We start from the raw sequence: 19236 nt of genomic DNA on the forward strand, positions 1-19236 counted from the left end.
CAACTCGAGCCGAGCTGCGGGACCGACGCCACCACCCGAGCGGACAACTCGAGCCAGCCCGCGGGACCGACGCCACCACCCGAGCGGACAACTCAAGCCGGCCCGCGGGACCGACGGCCGGCCGCCACTCGCGTCGGCAACCAGTGGAACGTGGTGCCGCTCCACTCAACGGCCTCGCCGGCATGGGAGCCGGGCGGCCGACGGTGGAGGCACAGCTTCCTTCCCGGCACTCCTGAGCTCATCCGCCAGGCCTCGTCGCTACCGGAGCCACCGCAGCTACGGGCGCTACCGGAGCAACGGGCGCCACCGGAGCAACGGGCACCACGAGAGCGAGGACAGCTACGGGAGCACGACCTTGCCCAGCTCGGCGGGGCTGGCGAGCAGGCCGTGCCGGGGCAGGACGCGCACCGTGTAGCCGAGCGCGCCCGCGCGGGGCAGCACCACGGAGCCGCGGAACTCCCCGATCTCGGTCGGCGTCATCGGCACCGTCACCGGATCCTCCAGCTCGTCTACGTCACCCACCCTGCCGACCACCGCCTGGACCTCCACATCGGACGGTTCGAGTCCGGCGAGGTCGATCCGCGCCCGCACCTGGACCTCCTTGCCCACCACCAGCGAGTCGGGCGAGTCGACCAGCAGCTCGGTGTCGAACACGCGCACCTTGCGCCAGTGCGGGTGCAGCCTCGTCCGGTACCGGGCGAGGTCCCGCGCCCCGGCGTAACCATCCCGGATCGCCGCCTCCACCATGGTCGCCGCCGGCAGGTAGTACGACTCGACGTACTCCCGCACCATCCGCGACGCCTGCACCCGCGGCCCGAGCGTCTCCAGGGTGTGCCACACCATCGACATCCATCCCTCGGGCACGCCGTCCGGCCCCCGGTCGTAGAACAGCGGCGCCACCTGCTGCCCGAGCAGCTCGTACAGCGCCGCCGCCTCCAGGTCGTCGCGCAGCAGCGGGTCGGTCACCCCGTCCGCGGTCGGAATCGCCCACCCGTTGCTGCCGTCGTAGCACTCGTCCCACCAACCGTCCCGAATGGACAGGTTCAGCCCGCCGTTGAGCGCCGACTTCATCCCCGACGTGCCGCACGCCTCCAGCGGCCGCGTCGGGTTGTTCAGCCACACGTCGCACCCCCGGTAGAGGTAGCGGGCCATCGCCATGTCGTAGTCGGGCAGGAACACGATCCGGTGCCGCACGGCGGGATCGTCGACGAACCGCACGATCTGCTGGATCAGCTGCTTGCCGCCCTCGTCGGCGGGGTGCGACTTGCCGGCCACCACCACCTGGATCGGCCGGTCGTCGTCCAGCAGCAGCGCGCGCAGCCGGTCCGGGTCGCGCAGCATCAGGGTCAGCCGCTTGTACGTCGGCACCCGCCGGGCGAAGCCGACGGTCAGCACGTCCGGGTCGAACACCGACGTGGTCCAGCCCAGCTCCAGCGCCGACGCCCCGCGCTGCAGCCACGCCTCGCGCACCCGACGGCGCACCTCGGCCACCAGCTTGCTGCGCAGGTCCCGGCGCAGGTCCCACAGCTGCTGGTCGGTCACCCTGTCCCGGGCGCTCGGCGCCCCGTCGTGCCCCCACTCCTCGTCGTTGCCGCCGAGCAGCGCGGTCATCTCCCGCGCCACCCACGTCGGCCCGTGCACCCCGTTGGTCACCGACGAGATCGGCACCTCGTCGTCGTCGAACCCCGGCCACAGCCGCGCGAAGATCCGCCGCGACACCCGACCATGCAGTTTGGACACGCCGTTGGCCCGCTGCGCCAGCCGCAGCCCCATGTGCGCCATGTTGAACATGCCCGGGTTGTCCTCCGCCCCGAGCCCCAGCACCCGGCGCACGTCGACGCCGGGCAGCAGCCGGCCATCCCCGAAGTAGCGGTGCACCAGGTCCGCCGGGAACCGGTCGATCCCCGCCGACACGGGGGTGTGCGTGGTGAACACCGTGCCCGCCCGCACCGCGGACAGCGCCTCGTCGAACTCCAGCCCGTCCGCGGCGAGGATCTCCCGCATCCGCTCCAGGCCGAGGAACCCGGCGTGCCCCTCGTTGGTGTGGAACACCTCCGGCCGCGGGTGCCCGGTGAGCGCGCAGTACCGGCGCACCGCCCGCACCCCGCCGATCCCGGCGAGGATCTCCTGCCGGATCCGGTGGTCGGCGTCGCCGCCGTAGAGCCGGTCGGTGACCCGGCGCAGGTCCTCGTCGTTGCCGTCCACATCGGTGTCCAGCAGCAGCAACGGAATCCGGCCGACCCGCGCCATCCAGATCTGCGCACGCAGGTCCCGACCGCCGGGCATCGCGACGCCGACCAGCACCGGCTCGCCGTCCGGCTCGGTGAGCAGCTCCAGCGGCAGCCCGCTCGGGTCGATCACCGGGTAGTGCTCGACCTGCCAGCCGTCCAGCGACAGCGACTGGCGGAAGTAGCCGGCCCGGTACAGCGGCCCGACGCCGATCATCGACACCCCGAGGTCGGACGCCGCCTTGAGGTGGTCCGCGGCGAGCACGCCCAGCCCGCCCGAGTAGTTCGGCAGCGCCTCGGTGACCCCGTACTCCATCGAGAAGTACGCCACCGCCTCCGGCAGCCGGCCGTACTCCTCGCCAGCGGCCCTGCGCTGGTACCAGCGCGGCTCGGTGAGGTAGCGCTGGAGGTCCTCGGTGGCGGCGCGGGTGCGGTCGAGGAAGTCCGCGTCGGCGGCCAGCTCCTCCAGCCGCTCGGGGGCGACGGTGGTGAGCATCCGCAGCGGGTCCTTGAGCCGGCGGAACAGCACGTCGTCGATCGACGCGAACAGGTCGCGAGTCGGCGGGTGCCACGTCCACCGCAGGTTGGTGGCCAGCGCGCCCAGCCCGGCCAGCGGCTCCGGCAGGCTCGCGTGCACGGTGAACCGGCGGACAGCTCTCATGGACAGCGACCATAGCCCGCCGATCAACTCCGCGTGGGCCGGCGTCGCGCACAATGAGCGGGTGGGCAACCGGGCCGGGACGGCGATCACCGCGATGCTGGCGTGCGCCGCGCTGGCCGCCGGCTGCGCCTCCGTCGCCGGCAGGGCGGCGCCGAGCGGCTCGATCGTGGCGGACACGATCCGGGAGAGCACGGTGTCGCTGGTCGACCCCGGTTTCGTGCGGGGCGGCGACGACGGCGCCATCGACCGGCTGGCCGCGACGGCCGTCGCCGACGTCGAGGCGTTCTGGCGGCGGCACTACCCGGAGGTGTTCGGCCAGCCGTGGCGGGAGCTGGCCGGCGGGTTCGTCTCCGTGGACACCGCCGATCCCCGGGCGGAGGCGCCGCCGTGCACCGACTCCGCCGCCCTGATCACCGGCAACGCCTACTACTGCCCGGCCGAGGACGTCGTGGTGTGGGACCGGGCCGCGCTGCTGCCGGTGCTCGCCGAGCGCTACGGCGCCCCCGCGGTGACCATGGTGCTCGCGCACGAGATGGGGCACGCGGTGCAGCACCGCGCCGGGGTCACCGGCGCCCGGCAGCCGACGATCGTGATCGAGGCGATGGCCGACTGCTACGCCGGCGCGTTCCTGCGCTGGGTCGCCGACGGCAGCGCGGAGCACCTGCGGCTCTCGCCCGCACAGCTGGACCCGACCCTGCGCGCGCTGGTGACGTTCCGCGACCCGGTGGGCACCGACGACCGGGACGCCGGCGCGCACGGCGGCGCGTTCGACCGCGTGTCGGCGTTCCTGGACGGCTACGCCGCCGGCGCGGCGACGTGCGCGCGGATCACCGCGGACAACCGCGAGTTCACCCAGCGGGCCTTCACCAGCGCCGACGACCTCGAGCGCGGCGGCAACCTGCCGCTGCCCGAGCTGCTGCCCGCGATGGCGCGGGACCTCGGCGACTACTTCACCGAGGTGCTCCGCGACGCCGGGACCGGCTGGTCACCACCGCCGGTGGAGGCCGTCGACGCGGCGCCCGGCTGCCTGGCCGGCGCGCAGGGCGCGGTGGCGTTCTGCCCCGGCGAGGGCGTGCGGGTGTGGCCGGAGGGCATGGTGGCGGACATCCACGCGGGCGTCGGCGACTACGGCACCGGCGTGCTGCTGGCCAGCCGCTACGCGCTCGGCGTGCTGCACGCGACCGGCCGGCCGGTGGCCGGGCCGGACGCCCAGCGCGCCGTGCTCTGCCTCGCCGGCGCCTACACCGGCTCGCTGCTGCGTCCGCGGCGGGACTTCACCGTCTCACCGGGCGACCTGGACGAGGCGGTGCAGGTGCTGCTCGGCTATGACTACCCGGCGCGGGACGCCCACGGCGGCGTGATCGGCGCCGGGTTCGAGCGGGTCGCGACGTTCCGCGAGGGCGTGCTCGGCGGGGCGGGCGCGTGTGGTCTCGGCTGAGAACCGCCGAACCCCGTACGACCCCGGCCGGCGCTGGGTAGGGTGCTGCTCGTCCGAGACGGTGGGGAAGCGGGAGCGAGGGACATGATCTCTGCGGGGCGGCGCTCGGCGCTGGTCGGCGTACTGGCCGTGGTGGCGCTCGCCGGCGGCGCGGCGTGTGGCGGGGACACCGGTGGCCAGCCGCGCACCGTGGGCGACGTGGCCGGGTTGCCGGTGACGCACTTCGAGAGCGGGCTCAAGCCGGACGCGCCGCGACCCGACCTCGACGTGCGCGGCGCCACCGACGGCGCGGAGGACCAGATCGCCGTCGCGGCGATCGCGGACGTCAGCGCGTACTGGACCGAGCACCTCCCCGCCGACTTCCAGCAGCCGTTCGAGCCGGTGGAGACGCTGCTGTCCTACGACCCGCGCTCCGACGACGTCGAGGTGTGCGGGACGTCCACGAAGGACGCCGCGATGAACGCGTTCTACTGCCCGCCCGAGGACCTCGTGGCATGGGACCGCGGGATGCTGCTGCCGCTGCTGCACGAGCGGTTCGGCCCGATGGCGATCGTCACCGTGCTCGGGCACGAGTTCGGCCACGCCATCCAGTACCGGCTCGGTGAGAAGGCGGGCATCGACCGGTCGACCAAGACGATCGTGAAGGAGCAGCAGGCGGACTGCTTCACCGGCGCCTACTTCCGCTGGATGGCCGAGGGCAGGAGCCCCCACTTCGCGGTGTCCACGTCCGAGGGCCTCAACCAGGTGCTCGCGTCGCTGTTCTTCATCCGCGACCAGGCCGGCCAGTCGGCCCGGGACCGCGGCGCGCACGGCACCGCGTTCGACCGAACCTACGCGTTCCAGCTCGGCTTCGAGAAGGGGCCGAAGGACTGCGCGGCGATCGACCAGGCCGACGTGGACGCTCGGATCACCGAGCAGCCGTTCCACCCCGAGGACAAGGGCAGGGGCGACACCCGGATCGACCAGACCGTGATCGGGCACCTGAAGCGGAGCCTGGACCAGGCCTTCGCCCGGTCGGGGGCGCAGCCTCCGGAGATCGTCGCCGGCGCGGGCGCCTGCCCGAACGGCCCGAGCACACCGCCGGCGTCGTACTGCCCGGACACCAACACCGTGACCATCGACCTCGCCGCGCTGGCGCAACTGGGTCAGCCGGTGGACCGGGAGGCGGAGTTCGAGGGCCAGCCGACCACCGGGATCGGCGACTTCGCGGCGTTCGCCGAGATCGCCTCCCGGTACGCGCAGGGCATCCAGAAGGGGGTCGGCGCCTCGCTGGACAACGCCAACGCCGGGCTGCGCACGGCGTGCCTGGTCGGCGCGTGGGCCGGCGCGACCAACCGGGAGGGCAACACGCTGCGGCTCTCGCCCGGCGACCTGGACGAGGCGATCGCCGAGCTGCTGCAGCCGCGCAGCCTCATCGCCGCCGACGTCAACGGCAACCGCGTGGCCAACGGCTTCGCCAGGGTGGCCGCGCTGCGCACCGGCTACCTCGAGGGATCGTCGCCCTGCAGCGCCGACTACGGCTGACCCCGGTGGGGCGGGAGGGCCCGCCCCACCGGGAGCGCTAGTACAGGGCGGAGGCGAGGTCGCGGCGAGCCTTGGCCACCCGCTCGTCGGCGGGGTCGAACAGGTCGAACAGCCCGATCAGGTGCTCGCGCGCCCGGTTGCGGTCCTCGCCGGAGGTGCGCCGCACCGCCGCGATCAGCCGGGCGAAGCCGTCCTCGACGCGGCGCTGGGCCACCTCGTGGTCGGCGGCGGCGAACTGGGCGTCCAGGTCACTCGGGTCGGCCTCGGCCCTCGCGATCGCGTCGGGGTCGATCCGGCTGGCCCGCGCGGCGAACCGCACCTGCGCCAGTGCCGCCCTCGCCTGCTCGTTGCCCGGCTCGGCGTCCAGGATGCGCTGGTAGGCGGCCTCGGCGGCGGCGAAGTCACCCCGGTCGAACGCGGCCTCGGCCTCGGTGAACCGGGGGTCCTCCGCCGGCCCGGCCTCCTCCCCGTCGGCCTGCTCCGCAGCCCGGATGCCCGGCAGCCGGTCGCGCAGCGCGTCGAGCAGCGAGGTCAACCACTGCCGGATCTGCGGCTCCGGCAGCGCCCCGGAGAAGGCGTCCACCGGCTGGCCACCGGCGATGGCGACCACGGTCGGGATGGACTGCACCCCGAACAGCTGCGAGACGCGCGGGTTGGCGTCGACGTCGATCTTGGCGAGGACCCAGGCGCCGTTCGCCTCCGCGGCGAGGCGCTCCAGCACCGGGCTGAGCTGCTTGCACGGGCCGCACCACTCGGCCCAGAGGTCGACGACGACGAGCGTCTGCAACGAGCGCTCGACGACCTCGGCCTGGAACGTGGCCTCGGTGACGTCGATCACCGCGTCGCCCTTCGGCGCGCCGCCGGCCGCCTGGCCGCCGCTGCCGCCCTGCTGCTGTCGCGCCGCCTCGGCCCTGGCCTTGAGCGCGGACAGGTCGACCGCGCCGGAGAGCGCGGCGGACATGGCCGCTGTGTTGGCTGCTGATCCGCGTGGCTGTGTCACGCTTCCCATCCTGGCACGGTCTCGCCGATGCTTCACCGCAGGTGGCCGCACGTCGGGCAACGCGGTGAAGGTCACCCGCGGCCGGTCAGCCCAGGTGCCGCTCGAGCCGCTCGACCTTCGCGTCGAGCTGCCCGGTGTCGTAGCCGGGGCGGATGTCCGCCTTGAGCACCAGCGACACCCTGGCCGCGCCGTCCCCCGCGGCCTCGACGGCGCGCCTGACGACGTCCATCACCTCGTCCCAGGACCCCTCGACGTTGGTGAACATGGCGTTCGTCGAGTTCGGCAGGCCGGACTCGCGCACGACCTTCACCGCGCGGGCCACCGCCTCGCTCACCCCACCGTCCGCGCTGGTCGCCGACGGGCTGACACTGAATGCCACGATCATGGGCCGCTCCCTCGCTCCGGGCTGGCGTGTGCCGCCCACCCTAGGGGTGGAGCGCGTGGTTCGGGGGCGGCCGATCGGCGCCACCCGTGCCCTGCCTGCGGGTACCCGCTGGTAGCTTCGGTGAGCATGAACCGTCCGCTGCCGTTCGACCCGATCGCCCGCGCGGCGCAGCTGTGGGAGGAGCGCATCGGCCCCTCGGGCACGATGGCGGCCGTCACCAGCGTGATGCGGGTCCAGCAGATCATCCAGTCCGCAGTGGACAACGCGCTGAAGCCGCACGGGCTCACCTTCGCTCGCTACGAGGCGCTGGTGCTACTGACGTTCGCGCGCAGCGCGAGCCTGCCGATGCGGGTGATGGGCGAGCGGCTGCAGCTGCACCCGACCAGCGTGACCAACATCGTGGACCGGCTGGAGAAGGACGGGCTGGTCAAGCGGCTGCCGCATCCCACCGACCGGCGTACCACGCTGGTCGAGATCACCGCCGACGGCAGGGCCAGGCGGGAGGCCGCGACCAAGGCGGTCGTCGACATCGACTTCGGCCTGCGCGGGCTCACGCCCCGGCAGACGGCCCAGCTCACCGAGCTGCTCACCCGGGTCCGCAGGGCGGCCGGCGACTTCCGCGAGTAGCGCTCAGGCGCGCGCCGGCTCCCGGACGAAGAGGTTGACGCCGCCCTGCGCCCGCCGCCGCGGGCCGTCCAGCTTGCCGGAGCGCAGCGCCCACTTCTCGAAGATCCAGGTGAACAGCGGTGGCACGCTCGCCAGCAGTGCCAGCACGAGCGTCTTCGGTCGCCACGCGAGCGGCCGGAACACCGCGAGCGTCACGGCGACGTAGAGCACGAAGATGATCCCGTGCACCATGCCCAGCACCGGCACGCCGCCCTCGCCGAGATCCACGACGTACTTGAAGAACATCCCGACCAGCAGCCCGGCCCAGGAAAACGCCTCGGCCACGGCAACCACCCGGAACACGACGGCGGCCTTGTTCGCCACGCTTCCTCCTCGCGCCTCACACACGAAACGTCCGACAACGGTGCCCGTTGACGTCAACGGCGCTGTCGGACGTCGCGATTCCAGTGTGGAGCGTGACGGCCCTCACCAGCACGGCGGGTATCAGTTGTAACGGTGATCACATTGGGCGATACTCCGAACGGACGAAAGGAGGACGGCCTATGACTACGACAAATGGCCGAACGGCGGTGGGAGTGCTCACCGCCTCCGCGGTGGTGGTGATGTCCCTGTTCCTGCCGACGTGGGCCGCGGCGGAGACCGGTCCGGGCGGCGGGTCGACGGACGGGAGCAGCCTGGGGCGCGAAGCCCCCGGCCATCCGGACGGGCCGCCGGCCTCGCTGGCGGCCCTTTCCGCGCCCGGTGCCGACGCGTCCGTCCCGGTCGGGCCCGGGTCGATCGCGGCACGGGCGGCGGACCGCGTGGGGAAGGGCGCGGTCGGCGGGCCGCCCTGCGGCGCGTGCCCGAACCCCACGGAGCCGGCGGGGGAGTACCCCGGCGGCGATGAGCCCGGTGTGGATGACGAGTGCCCCGGGCAGCCGTGCCGGCCCGACGAGCCGGTCCCACCACCGGGTGGCCCCGGCGGCTCGGACGGGCCGGACGGGCCGTGTCCCGACGAGCCGGGTAGCCCGGACAAGCCCGACACACCGGACACGCCCGACAACCCCGGGACTCCCGACGTCCCGGACAACCCCGGTACGCCGGACGCCCCCGACAACCCCGGGAGCCCGGACAACCCCGACAACCCGGGGACTCCCAACAACCCCGACAACCCCGGGACGCCGGACAACCCCAACAACCCCGGGACGCCGGACAACCCCGACAACCCCGGGACGCCGGACAACCCCAACAACCCCGGGACGCCGGACAACCCCAACAACCCCGGGACGCCGGACAACCCCAACAACCCCGGGACGCCGGACAACCCCGACAACCCCGGGACGCCGGACAACCCCAACAACCCCGGGACGCCGGACAACCCCGACAACCCGGGGACTCCCAACAACCCCGACAACCCCGGGACGCCGGACAACCCCGGGAGCCCGGACAACCCCGACAATCCCGGGAGCCCGGATAAGCCGAACAACCCGGGGACTCCCGACAACCCGGGAAGCCCAGACACTCCTGACAATCCCGACAACCCCGGAGCGCCCGACAACCCGGGGACTCCCAACACCCCGGACGCCCCGGGGACTCCCGACAACCCGGACAACCCCGGGAGTCCGGACAACCCCGACGCACCCAACACCCCCGACAACCCGGGGACGCCGGACGCCCCGGACAACCCCGGGACTCCCGGCACCCCCACTGCTCCCGCGAGCCCTGGCGCACGAGACCTTCCCGTCTCGTCCAGCGGCGGCATCAGGGCACCGCTGGTGCTTCCCCGGGTCACCGCGGGCGTCGGCCGGGCACCGGCGACCGGTCTCGCCCGGACCGGGGCAGAAGCCGAGGTGCTCCTACTGGTCGGATTCGGCCTGATGGGTAGCGGTGCCGTCCTGGTGTCCCTCACCCGCCGGCGCCGCCCGGTCGCGGGTCGCTGAACCCCCGGTCCCCACCGGCACCCCCCGCGGTGAACGCCCCCCGATTCCGCGCCCATCCCCCATCCGAGCAGCCGACCGCCCGGTGACGGGGAACCGCGTCAGTCGGGCGCCAGTAGACCGGCAGCGGACACGGTCTCGTCGCCCGTGGCCGGCTCGCTCCGCCTCGCGCGGCAACGGACGCCACCGCGCCTTTCCGCACCGGGCGATCAGACTGGCACCATCCACCCCTCGCCCAAGTCGCGCCCCGTGCCAGCGAGCCGCGCGGTAGCCGGAGCACCCCCGCGTCGCGCCCCGCCAACCCACCGTCGCCACCGCGCTCACCGCGGCGCCAACCGCGCCCTCCCCCGACCCCGCCCCGGCATTACTCGGCCCTGCCGACCGGCCCCGCGCGGGTGCGACGACGACCGGGCCCGAGCCCGTCCCGCTCGCCCGCTCCCGGCAACTCCTCCCGGCAACCTCGTCACATCTCACGCCCCCTCCGTCACCATCCGCAGCGGCGCCGCGGTGGCGATAACGAAAGGGCAAAACGTCCGGCTTCCGAGCAGCCCCGACGTTGACACCCCCAGCACGCTCGTGTGCAATGTCCGCCACTATGACAACGTTGTCGCCCTCCGGTGCCGAGGGGTCGAGCGACTCCCCCGACCCGACCGGGTCGGCCAACCCGAGCCGCGGCACCCGGGGCTCCGGCCATCCCGGTGCCCCAGGGGCGCCGGGATGGCCGGGCGCCCAGGACAGGCCGGGAGGTCAGGGAAGCTCGGGCGGCCGCGGCGGCACCCGCCGGGCCACGATGAGCGACGTCGCCAAGCTGGCCGGGGTGAGCATCAAGACGGTCTCCCGGGTGGTCAACGACGAGCCGGCCGTGCATCCGGAGACGGCGGAGCGGGTGATCGCCGCGATCGAGCAGCTCGGCTTCCGTCGGAACGTGGGTGCCCGCAATCTGCGCCGCGGGTCCAGCACGGGCACCGTCGGGCTGATCGTCGAGGACGTCGGCAACCCGTTCTACTCCGAGCTCAACCGCGCGGTGGAGCGCGTCGCCGCCGCGTTCGGCCGGCAGGTGCTCACCGGCTCGTCCGACGAGAACCGTGACCGCGAGCGCGAGCTGGCCCTGGAGTTCTGCGCGCGCCGGGTGGACGGCATCCTCATCGTCCCCGCCGGGATGCGGCACGGCTACCTGGTGCCCGAGATGCGCGCGGGTACCCCAATGGTGTTCATCGACCGCCCCGCCGGCGACATCGTCGCCGACACCGTCCTGGTGGACAACATCGGCGGCACCGTCGCCGCGGTCACCCACCTGGCCTCCTTCGGCCACCGGCGGATCGCCTTCCTCGCCGACAGCCCGGACATCTTCACCGCCGCCGAGCGGCTGCGCGGTTTCCGGGAGGGCTGCGCCCGTGCCGGCATCCCCTTCGACGAGCGCCTGGTGATCATGGGCACCCCGACCGAGCGCGACGTCGCCGCCGCCGCGCACATCGTGCTGCGCCACGGCGCCACGGCGGTGGTCGCCGGCAACAACCGGGTCACCGTGCACCTGCTGCGCGCGCTGGCCACCGCCGAGTCGCCCCGCCCCGCGCTGGTCGGGTTCGACGACTTCGAGCTGGCCGACCTGCTCGACCCCCCGGTCAGCGTCATCGCGCACGACGTCAGCGCGCTCGGCGAGGCGGCCGCCGAGCTGCTCTTCGCTCGCGTGCAGGGCGACCAGTCAACTCCGAGAAAGGTGGTCCTTCCCGTGCGTCTCGTCCCCCGAGGTTCCGGTGAGGTGCCGCCGCGTGACTAGCGTGACCAGGCCGCTCGCGCCGATCCGGCTGCCGGCGAACCAGCCGCCGCAGTTCTACCGCGGTGGCGCGGCCATCGCCGCGCTGCGCGGGGTCGACGCGACCGCCCGCGAGTTCGGCCCCGAGGACTGGGTCGCCTCGACCACCACGATGTTCGGCCAGGACACCCACGGCCTGACCCGGCTGCCCGACGGGCGCTGGCTGCGCGACGCGGTGCGCGCCGACCCGGAGGGCTGGCTGGGCGCCGAGCACGTGGCGACCTTCGCCGACTCCACCGCGCTGCTGGTGAAGCTGCTCGACGCCGGGCAGCGGCTGCCGGTGCACTTCCACCCGCCGGACACCTTCGCCCGCCGGCACTTCGACTCGCACTTCGGCAAGACCGAGGCCTGGATCGTGGTCGGCACCCATGGCGACGACCCGCGGGTGCACGCCGGCTTCCGCGAGCCGCAGCGCCCGGAGACCGTCCACGAGTGGGTGCGCGAGCAGGACGCGCCGGCGATGCTCGACGCGTTGAACACCTTCACCGTCCGGCCGGGGGACACGGTGTACATCCCGGCCGGGCTGCCGCACGCGATCGGTGCCGGAGTGTTCGTGGTGGAGCTGCAGCAGCCCACCGACTTCTCGCTGACGCTGGAGTGGCGGGACTTCCTCGACGACCCCGACCGGGGCCACCTCGGCCTCGGCTTCGACACGGCGATCGAGGCGCTGGACACCTCGGGGTGGGACGCCGAGCGGCTGGCCACCCTGGTCCGGCACACCGCGGGCGCCGAAGGCTCCACCGTGGACCTGCTGGCCGCGGGCTCGGCGCCCTACTTCCGGGCCGACCAGCTCCGGCCCGACCCGGTGCTGGTGCTTGACCCTTCGTTCATCGTGCTGGTGGTGCTCGACGGGGCCGGCACGCTGCGCACCGAGCGCGACGGCGGGCTCGACCTGGCCAGGGGCGACACGGTGGTGGTTCCCCACGCCGCCGGCGAGCTGGAGCTCGCCGGTGCGCTGACCGCGGTCCGGTGCCGGCCGCCGGCACCCGGGCGGAGGGGTGGTCGATGACCGGCGACGTCCTGCTCGAGGCCGAGGGCCTGGTGAAGCACTACGGCTCGGTGGAGGCGCTGCGCGGCGCCTCGTTCCAGGCGCGGGCCGGCGAGGTGACCGCGCTGATCGGTGACAACGGCGCCGGCAAGTCCACTCTGGTCAAGTGCCTCTCCGGCGCGGAGCGGCCCGACGCCGGGCGGATCCGGCTGGAGGGCACCGAGGTCGAGCTGGACTCGCCGACCACCGCGCGCCGACTCGGGATCGAGACGGTGTACCAGGACCTGGCCGTGGCGCCGGACCTCGACCCGGCCGCGAACCTCTACCTCGGCCGGGAGATCGTCCGCCGCGGCGTGCTCGGCCGGCTCGGGATGCTGGACAAGGCCGAGATGCGCCGGCGGGCGGTGGAGGAGTTCCGCCGGCTCGGGGTGACGCTGCAGAGCACGGACGTGCCGATCGGCGCGCTGTCCGGTGGGCAGCGGCAGAGCGTGGCGGTGGCCAGGTCGGTGGTGTGGGCCAGCAGGGTGGTGTTCATGGACGAGCCCACCGCGGCGCTGGGCGTGGTGCAGCGCGAGCGGGTGCTCGACGTCGTCCGGCGGGTCCGCGACGAGGGCATCGCGGTGGTGCTGATCAGCCACAACATGCCGGAGGTGCTGTCGGTGGCCGACCGCGTCGAGGTGCTGCGGCTGGGCAGCCGGGTGGCCCGGTTCACCGCCGCCGGCACCCGGCTGGAGGACCTCGTCGCCGCGATGACCGGGGCGCTGACGCAGGAGGAACCGACGTGACGACCACCAGGGAGACGCCGGCGGTGGACGGTCTGCCCGGCATCGGGTCGGCGCGCCCGCTGCGCGCCCGGCTGGTGTCGAGCAACACGTTCTGGATCTTCCTGGTGCTGGTCGCGCTGCTGGTCGTGTTCAGCCTGCTGCGGCCGGAGACGTTCCCCACCTTCCAGAACGCCCAGCTGCTGCTGATCGAGACGTCGGTGCTGCTGGTGCTCGCGGTGGGCATGACGTTCGTGATCATCACCTCGGGCATCGACCTGTCGGTGGGCTCGGTGCTGATCTTCTCCGGGATGGTGGCGGCCAAGACGATGGAGGGGCTGAGCCCCGGCGGGAACGCGTCGGCCGCGGGCTGGGGCGTGATCACCGTGGGGATGGTGGCCGGGGTCCTCGCCGGCGGGGTGTGGGGACTGGTCAACGGCATGTTGATCGCGCTGGCGCGGATCCCGCCACTGATCGTCACGCTGGGCACGATGGGCGCGGCGCTGGGGGCGGCGAACCTGCTCAACAACGGGTCGGACATCAACACCGTGCCCACGGCGCTGAACCGGACGCTGGGCTACGGCACGTCACTGGGGGTCGTGCCGAACATCGTCCTGGTCGCCGTGGTGATCACCGCGATCGGCGGGTGGCTGCTGCACACGACGCGATTCGGCCGGTACACCTACGCGATCGGGTCGAACCGCGAGGCGGCCCGGCGCTCGGGCATCGCGGTGACCCGGCACCTGCTGCTGGTGTACCTGCTGACCGGGTTCCTCGCGGGGATCGCCGGGTTCATGTCGCTGGCGTACTACAACTCGACGACCATCGCGGCGCACACGATGGACAACCTGGACGCGATCTCGGCGGTGGTGCTCGGCGGCACCAGCCTCTTCGGCGGGGTGGGCTCGATGATCGGCACGGTGATCGGTGTCTTCATTCCCGCGGTGCTGACGAAGGGCTTCAACATCGTCGGGATCCAGGACTTCTGGCAGCAGATCGCGCTGGGCGCGGTGCTGATCGCCGCGGTGTGGTTCGACCAGCAGCGCCGGCGGGCGCGCAACAGCCGCTAGCTCCCGGAGCGGCTCGACAACGACGTCGACGAGGAGAGTGAACGATGAGACGAGCATGGGTGATCGCGGGCTCGGCGCTGGCCGGCGCCGCGCTGCTGGCGGCGTGCGGCGGGCAGGTGGGTGACACCGGCGGGGAGCCGGCCGATCTGTCCGGGAACAAGAACCTGATGTTGATCAACGGCACGCAGAACGAGCCGTTCTACATCTCACTGGAGTGCGGGGCGAAGGACGCGGCGCGGCAGGCCGGGTACGAGCTCACCGCGCAGGCGCCGGCGAAGTTCGACGCCACGTTGCAGACCGAGAAGGTCAACGCGCTGGTGAACGACCCGCCGGCGGCGCTGATCATCGCGCCGACCGACGAGAACGCGATGAAGGCGCCGATCGAGCAGGTGAAGAGCAGGGGCAGCACGATCGTCGAGGTGGACACGTCGCTGGCCGACGAGTCGGTGGCGGTGTCGACGGTGACGTCGAACAACACCGAGGGCGGCCGGCTGGCGGCGCAGACGCTGGCCGAGCTGGTCGGCGACCGGCAGGGATCGGTGCTGGTGCTGGACACGATCGCCGGCACGTCGACGACGAACGAGCGGGCGGCGGGCTTCGAGGAGGAGTTGCGCAACCACCCGAACCTGACGTCGATCGGCGTGCAGTTCACCCAGAACGAGCCGGCGGAGGCGGCGTCGAAGGTGACCGCGGCGGTTTCCGCGCATCCGGACCTGGTGGGCATCTTCGCCACCAACCTGAACACCGGCGAGGGCGCCGCCACCGGGCTGCGCAACGTGGGCAAGGTGGGCGAGGTCAACCTGGTCGGCTTCGACGCGAGCCCGTCCGAGGTGGAGGGCCTGCGGCGCGGTGAGTTCCAGGCGCTGATCGCCCAGGACCCAGCCGCCATCGGCCGGCAGGGCGTCGAGCAGGCGGTCGCGGCCGTCGAGGGCAAGCCCGTGCAACGCCACATCACCGCCGACCTGCACGCCATCACCCAGGACAACATGGACGCCAACGAGCAGTACTTCTACAAGCAACAGTGCTGAGCAGCGCGGGCGGCCCGGCCGCCCCGCGCATACACGGAGAGCCGGGCCGGACTCGTCGTCACAACGAGTCCGGCCACCGTCCTCACCGGACGTCCGCACGGCGATGTTCCGCCCACCGTGGGAGTAGTACCGCTCGGCGGTCACCTCCTTGGTGGTGTTCTGCAACACCAACTCCATACCGTCCAGGTACGGCGTGGTGGTGCCGGACTCGCGCTTGATCAGCCGCTCGCCGTCGGCGTCGTGGCGGTACCGGGACTCGCTACCGTCGTGCTCCCTGACCTTCGCGGTACGGCCCGCCGCGTCCCACTCCAGCTGCCGTGGTGAGCCGGCGACGTCGCGGGACGTCATGTTTCCGGCCTTGTCGTAACCGTAGGTGTCCCTCGCCGTGCCGTTCGGCCCCGATGCCCCGCAGGTCGCTCCCGTCCCTTCAGGTTGGCGAACGGCTGGCCCCGCATGCTGCCCGACCGGTCCAGCACCCGCTCGACGTCCCGCGGCCACCGGTGACGCCGTCGGCGCCGTCCGACGTCACGGTCACCGGCGCGCTGCCGCCGCAGGAGATATCACCCGTGCCGAGCGTCGTGTTGCCACCCACCGTGCCGCCGGCCACCACGGCCAACCCGGCCGCGAGGACGAACGCCGACACCGTCGCGGTGCCGGCCACTCCCATCCGCGGCATCCGTCGTCGTCGTGTTCTCGTCATTTCCCACTCCCTGGTAATGGACCAGTCGAGGAGGCGGGAAAATCGGCGGGGCGCAGCGCGGCCCATCCGAAGTCCGACTTCCGCGGCCTCTTACGAGATTAATCGGGAAGCTCCAAGAGGGTGTTACCTGCAATCCAGGCGAAGCGCTAGGCCAGTCGGATGAATAATCGGGGGAATCCTGTCAACAAGGGAAGTGGTCCAGAACAGGTTGTGTTTGTTTCCAATCAGCTACTGAACTCGTGGACGATCGCCAATCCCTCAGGGACACTTTCCACATAGATAACCAATGATAGGACGAATTTCCGGGCCAGTCAGTACGGCGGTTCACCGGCGGCGATGCCGGCGAGCGTGGCGGTCAGCCACGCCCGGCCGGCCCGCCACAGCCCGGCTCCCAGCGAGACCCGCGCCACCCCCAGTTCGGCGAGCGCGGGGAGGCCGGGACTCCCGGGCAGATAGGTGGTGTTCACCGGCGCCGGCGCGACCGCGGCGACGAACTCCGCCAGCACCTCGGCGGAGCGGACGTGGATCGGATACACGCAGTCGGCGCCGGCGTCGAGGTAGCGCCGCGCACGCTCGACCGCCGCGGGCAGCACGGCCCGCTCGTCCCCGTCCGCAACGCCGAGGAAATCGTCGATCCGGGCGTTGACCACCAGCGCGTCACCGGCATGGGCCCGCAGGCCGGCCAACAGCTCGGCCTGCGCCTCGGGCTCGCGCCGGGCCCCCCGCGTGCCGTCGGTGTCCTCCACGTTGCAGCCGGCCGCGCCGGCCGCCAGCAGCCGGTCCGCCAGCTCGGCCGGAGCAAGGCCGTAGCCGGCCTCGGCGTCCACCGTCACCGGCACGTCCACGGCCCGAGCGATCCGCGCCGCGGCGTCGAACATCTCCGCGAACGGTGCCTGTTCCCCGTCGGGGTGGCCGAGCACGGCCGCGACCGCCGCCGAGCTCGTCGCGACCACCGGGAAGCCGGCCTCGGCCACCAGTCGAGCGGAGTCGGCATCCCACGCGTTCGGCAGCACCAGCGGCCGGCCCGGCAGGTGCAGCGCACGCAGCAGGGCCGCCCTCTCCGAGGCGCTCACGCCGGGTTCCGCGGGAGCGGCTTGTGGCTGGTGACACCGAGCCGGTTGAAGGCGTTGATCACGGTCGCCGCCCACGCCACCGCCACGTACTGCGCCTCGGTGAACACCGCGAGGGCCCGCTCGTACACGTCGTCCGGAACGTCCTGGCGCTCCGAAAGCCGGGTCATCGCCTCGGTCAGCGCCAGTGCGGCCCGCTCCTGCTCGGTGTAGAGGTCGGTCTCCCACCACGTGCTCAGCAGGAAGATCCGACGCTCGGTCTCGCCGAGCCGGCGGGCGTCGCGGGCGTGCAGGTCGACGCAGTACGCGCACCCGTTGAGCTGGGACGCGCGGATCTTGACCAGCTCGATCAGCCGTTGGTCGAGACCGGCGTCGGCGGCCGCCTTCTCGACGCCCTGATGCAGGGTGAGCAAGGTTCGGTAGGCGTCCGGCAGCGCGGCGGTGAGTTGGATTCGGGTGCTCATGATGATCATGCTAGTCGCGGACTGGTCCACGGGTATGGTCCAGTGTCATGGCGAAATCGTGGTCCAGTTCCGACCTCCACCTGGACTGGGACCGGTCCACCGGCTGGCCCGGGCTCGCCGAGGCGCTGCGCGCGGCGGTCCGCTCCAACCGGCTCCCGCACGGCACGGCACTGCCGTCCACTCGGGCGCTCGCCCAGGACCTCGGCGTGGCCAGGGGCACGGTCACCAAGGTCTACGAGCAGTTGGCGGCCGAGGGCTACCTGCGCACCCAGCAGGGCAGCGTGACGAGGGTGGCCACCACCGGGGCGCCACCCAGTTCACCGCCCCACCCAGCGCGCACCCCGCCCGCGCCACGCTGGACCCTGCTGCCCGGCCGGCCCGACTTCTCGTCCTTCCCGCGAGCGCTGTGGGCCTCGGCGACCCGCCGGGTGCTGCAGACGGCGCCGCCGAGCGCGTTCGACTACCCCGACGTCCGCGGCACCGCCGAGCTCCGCGCGGCGCTGGCCCGCTACCTCGCCCGCAGCAGGGGCGTGCTCGCCGACCCGGAGCGGACCGTCGTGTGCGGCGGCCACGCGCACGCCGTCTCGTTGCTGGCCACCGTGCTGCGCGAGCGGGGCGCAGGCGAGATCGCCTTCGAGGACCCCTCGCTTCCGATCTTCCGCGACGTCGCCGCAACGGCCGGGCTGCGGGTCACCGGCGCCGGGGTGGACGCCGACGGTGTGCTGGTGGCCGAGCTGTCCGAACTGGACGCTCCCGCGGCGGTGGTGACACCCGCGCACCAGTACCCGCTGGGTCACACGCTGGCGCCGGCGCGCCGGGCCGAGCTGGTCCGGTGGGCCACCGGCTCCGGCGGGGTCGTGGTGGAGGACGACTACGACGGCGAGTTCCGGTTCGACCGGCAGCCGGTGGGGGCGCTGCAGGCGCTCGCCCCGGAGCGGGTGGTCTACGCGGGCACGGCGAGCAAGACGCTCGCGCCGGCGCTGCGGTTGTCCTGGCTGGTGCTGCCGCGCGACCTCGTCGACCCGGTGCTGGCGGCCATGGCCGGCACCGGCTGGCGCGCTCCGGCGCTGGAGCAGCTCGTGCTCGCCGAGCTGCTCGACTCCGGCGCCTACGACCTGCACGTGCGCCGTCGCCGCGCGGCCTACCGATCCCGCCGCGACCGACTGCTGGCGGCCCTGCCGGAGGCGCTGCGTCCCACCGGCATCTCCGCCGGCCTGCACCTCGTGCTCCCGTTGCCCGCCGGCGGTCCGACCGAGGAGGAGGTCCAGGCGGCGGCGACCCGGCGGTCGCTGGCGGTGGAGGTGCTCGGCCGGCACTGGATGCGGCCGCGGCCGGACCGCCGCGGCATCGTCGTCGGCTACGCCCACCCCGCCGAGCACGCCTTCGCCCCCACCGTGCGGGCCCTGCTGGCCACCCTCGCCGACCTCGGCCTCACCTGACCCACGGCGTGTTCGCCGCCCACGTCGGTGCGTTGGCCGCGGGCGACGTCAACCGCCGCGCGACGACCGCCGAGCATCGACCGAGCGCCCGCGAGGGAGGAGCGCAGGCGGGAGGAGTGCGGCC

The 19236-nt window shown here is 73.2% G+C and carries 17 protein-coding genes; 10 read left to right on the top strand and 7 right to left on the bottom strand.

Going from position 1 to position 19236, the window contains the following annotated elements:
- Nucleotides 1-339: 339 nt before the first annotated feature.
- Nucleotides 340-2889 (bottom strand): alpha-glucan family phosphorylase, encoded by a 2550-nt coding sequence (gene glgP / locus BM051_RS05900; RefSeq protein WP_092528930.1) that lies wholly within the window; start codon nucleotides 2887-2889, stop codon nucleotides 340-342.
- Here glgP and BM051_RS05905 point away from each other — a divergent pair.
- Nucleotides 2888-4327, top strand: coding sequence for a neutral zinc metallopeptidase (locus tag BM051_RS05905; protein ID WP_092528932.1), 1440 nt, complete (start codon nucleotides 2888-2890; stop codon nucleotides 4325-4327). The two genes, glgP and BM051_RS05905, sit on opposite strands and share 2 nt — an antisense overlap.
- A gap of 84 nt (nucleotides 4328-4411) precedes the next feature.
- A complete protein-coding gene (locus BM051_RS05910) occupies nucleotides 4412-5851 on the top strand; it encodes a neutral zinc metallopeptidase (RefSeq protein WP_092528934.1) in 1440 nt (479 codons plus the stop codon).
- Nucleotides 5852-5888: 37 nt separating this feature from the next.
- On the opposite strand, the gene BM051_RS05915 is transcribed toward BM051_RS05910, so the two are convergent.
- Nucleotides 5889-6812, bottom strand: coding sequence for a tetratricopeptide repeat protein (locus BM051_RS05915; RefSeq protein WP_243859186.1), 924 nt, complete (start codon nucleotides 6810-6812; stop codon nucleotides 5889-5891).
- Between the two features lie 124 nt (nucleotides 6813-6936).
- Complete coding sequence (locus BM051_RS05920) at nucleotides 6937-7236, bottom strand: thiamine-binding protein (protein WP_092528938.1); 300 nt, start codon at nucleotides 7234-7236, stop codon at nucleotides 6937-6939.
- Between the two features lie 126 nt (nucleotides 7237-7362).
- Between BM051_RS05920 and BM051_RS05925 the strand changes: the two genes are divergently transcribed.
- Entirely contained in the window at nucleotides 7363-7863 is a 501-nt protein-coding gene (locus tag BM051_RS05925) for a MarR family winged helix-turn-helix transcriptional regulator (RefSeq protein ID WP_092528940.1), read from the top strand.
- 3 nt (nucleotides 7864-7866) lie between these two features.
- On the opposite strand, the gene BM051_RS05930 is transcribed toward BM051_RS05925, so the two are convergent.
- A complete protein-coding gene (locus tag BM051_RS05930; RefSeq protein ID WP_092528942.1) occupies nucleotides 7867-8226 on the bottom strand; it encodes a DUF3817 domain-containing protein in 360 nt (119 codons plus the stop codon).
- A gap of 179 nt (nucleotides 8227-8405) precedes the next feature.
- Between BM051_RS05930 and BM051_RS30305 the strand changes: the two genes are divergently transcribed.
- The 6 genes from BM051_RS30305 to BM051_RS05960 all read left to right on the top strand — a co-directional run bounded on the left by BM051_RS30305 (nucleotide 8406) and on the right by BM051_RS05960 (nucleotide 15439).
- Entirely contained in the window at nucleotides 8406-9782 is a 1377-nt protein-coding gene (locus tag BM051_RS30305; protein WP_218151698.1) for a hypothetical protein, read from the top strand.
- Between the two features lie 787 nt (nucleotides 9783-10569).
- The gene (locus BM051_RS05940) at nucleotides 10570-11556 is read left to right on the top strand and encodes a LacI family DNA-binding transcriptional regulator (protein ID WP_092528946.1); all 987 of its coding nucleotides are present in this window, start codon (nucleotides 10570-10572) and stop codon (nucleotides 11554-11556) included.
- Nucleotide 11557: 1 nt separating this feature from the next.
- Nucleotides 11558-12601, top strand: coding sequence for a class I mannose-6-phosphate isomerase (locus tag BM051_RS05945; RefSeq protein WP_092528948.1), 1044 nt, complete (start codon nucleotides 11558-11560; stop codon nucleotides 12599-12601).
- Nucleotides 12598-13365: an ATP-binding cassette domain-containing protein gene (locus tag BM051_RS05950; RefSeq protein ID WP_092529612.1), complete on the top strand. Its 768-nt coding sequence runs from the start codon at nucleotides 12598-12600 to the stop codon at nucleotides 13363-13365. Before BM051_RS05945 ends, BM051_RS05950 begins: the two co-directional genes overlap by 4 nt.
- Nucleotides 13362-14411, top strand: a complete 1050-nt coding sequence (locus BM051_RS05955) for an ABC transporter permease (RefSeq protein WP_092528950.1) — start codon at nucleotides 13362-13364, stop codon at nucleotides 14409-14411. The genes BM051_RS05950 and BM051_RS05955 overlap by 4 nt, the downstream gene beginning before the upstream one ends.
- Before the next feature lie 44 nt (nucleotides 14412-14455).
- Nucleotides 14456-15439: an ABC transporter substrate-binding protein gene (locus BM051_RS05960; RefSeq protein ID WP_092528952.1), complete on the top strand. Its 984-nt coding sequence runs from the start codon at nucleotides 14456-14458 to the stop codon at nucleotides 15437-15439.
- Nucleotides 15440-15866: 427 nt separating this feature from the next.
- Here the strand turns inward: BM051_RS05960 and BM051_RS05970 are convergent, their stop codons facing one another.
- The 3 genes from BM051_RS05970 to BM051_RS05980 all read right to left on the bottom strand — a co-directional run bounded on the left by BM051_RS05970 (nucleotide 15867) and on the right by BM051_RS05980 (nucleotide 17673).
- Complete coding sequence (locus tag BM051_RS05970) at nucleotides 15867-16139, bottom strand: hypothetical protein (RefSeq protein ID WP_134045851.1); 273 nt, start codon at nucleotides 16137-16139, stop codon at nucleotides 15867-15869.
- A gap of 311 nt (nucleotides 16140-16450) precedes the next feature.
- Nucleotides 16451-17212: an isocitrate lyase/PEP mutase family protein gene (locus BM051_RS05975; protein ID WP_092528958.1), complete on the bottom strand. Its 762-nt coding sequence runs from the start codon at nucleotides 17210-17212 to the stop codon at nucleotides 16451-16453.
- Complete coding sequence (locus BM051_RS05980; RefSeq protein ID WP_424923209.1) at nucleotides 17209-17673, bottom strand: carboxymuconolactone decarboxylase family protein; 465 nt, start codon at nucleotides 17671-17673, stop codon at nucleotides 17209-17211. Before BM051_RS05980 ends, BM051_RS05975 begins: the two co-directional genes overlap by 4 nt.
- 47 nt (nucleotides 17674-17720) lie before the next feature.
- Between BM051_RS05980 and pdxR the strand changes: the two genes are divergently transcribed.
- Complete coding sequence (gene pdxR, locus BM051_RS05985; RefSeq protein ID WP_092528962.1) at nucleotides 17721-19112, top strand: MocR-like pyridoxine biosynthesis transcription factor PdxR; 1392 nt, start codon at nucleotides 17721-17723, stop codon at nucleotides 19110-19112.
- Nucleotides 19113-19236: the final 124 nt, after the last annotated feature.

The sequence above is a fragment of the Amycolatopsis arida genome, from assembly GCF_900115565.1.
Lineage (GTDB): Bacteria > Actinomycetota > Actinomycetes > Mycobacteriales > Pseudonocardiaceae > Yuhushiella > Yuhushiella arida.

What these genes read in the sequence shown, in the direction of transcription:
- pdxR (WP_092528962.1), top strand. Translation starts at nt 17,721, where the DNA reads ATGGCGAAATCGTGGTCCAGTTCCGACCTCCACCTGGACTGGGACCGG.
- BM051_RS05960 (WP_092528952.1), top strand. Translation starts at nt 14,456, where the DNA reads ATGAGACGAGCATGGGTGATCGCGGGCTCGGCGCTGGCCGGCGCCGCG.
- BM051_RS05915 (WP_243859186.1), bottom strand. Translation starts at nt 6,812, where the DNA reads ATGTCCGCCGCGCTCTCCGGCGCGGTCGACCTGTCCGCGCTCAAGGCC.
- BM051_RS05950 (WP_092529612.1), top strand. Translation starts at nt 12,598, where the DNA reads ATGACCGGCGACGTCCTGCTCGAGGCCGAGGGCCTGGTGAAGCACTAC.
- BM051_RS05940 (WP_092528946.1), top strand. Translation starts at nt 10,570, where the DNA reads ATGAGCGACGTCGCCAAGCTGGCCGGGGTGAGCATCAAGACGGTCTCC.
- BM051_RS05910 (WP_092528934.1), top strand. Translation starts at nt 4,412, where the DNA reads ATGATCTCTGCGGGGCGGCGCTCGGCGCTGGTCGGCGTACTGGCCGTG.
- BM051_RS05920 (WP_092528938.1), bottom strand. Translation starts at nt 7,236, where the DNA reads ATGATCGTGGCATTCAGTGTCAGCCCGTCGGCGACCAGCGCGGACGGT.
- BM051_RS05925 (WP_092528940.1), top strand. Translation starts at nt 7,363, where the DNA reads ATGAACCGTCCGCTGCCGTTCGACCCGATCGCCCGCGCGGCGCAGCTG.
- BM051_RS30305 (WP_218151698.1), top strand. Translation starts at nt 8,406, where the DNA reads ATGACTACGACAAATGGCCGAACGGCGGTGGGAGTGCTCACCGCCTCC.
- BM051_RS05980 (WP_424923209.1), bottom strand. Translation starts at nt 17,673, where the DNA reads ATGAGCACCCGAATCCAACTCACCGCCGCGCTGCCGGACGCCTACCGA.
- BM051_RS05905 (WP_092528932.1), top strand. Translation starts at nt 2,888, where the DNA reads ATGGACAGCGACCATAGCCCGCCGATCAACTCCGCGTGGGCCGGCGTC.
- BM051_RS05970 (WP_134045851.1), bottom strand. Translation starts at nt 16,139, where the DNA reads ATGACGAGAACACGACGACGACGGATGCCGCGGATGGGAGTGGCCGGC.
- glgP (WP_092528930.1), bottom strand. Translation starts at nt 2,889, where the DNA reads ATGAGAGCTGTCCGCCGGTTCACCGTGCACGCGAGCCTGCCGGAGCCG.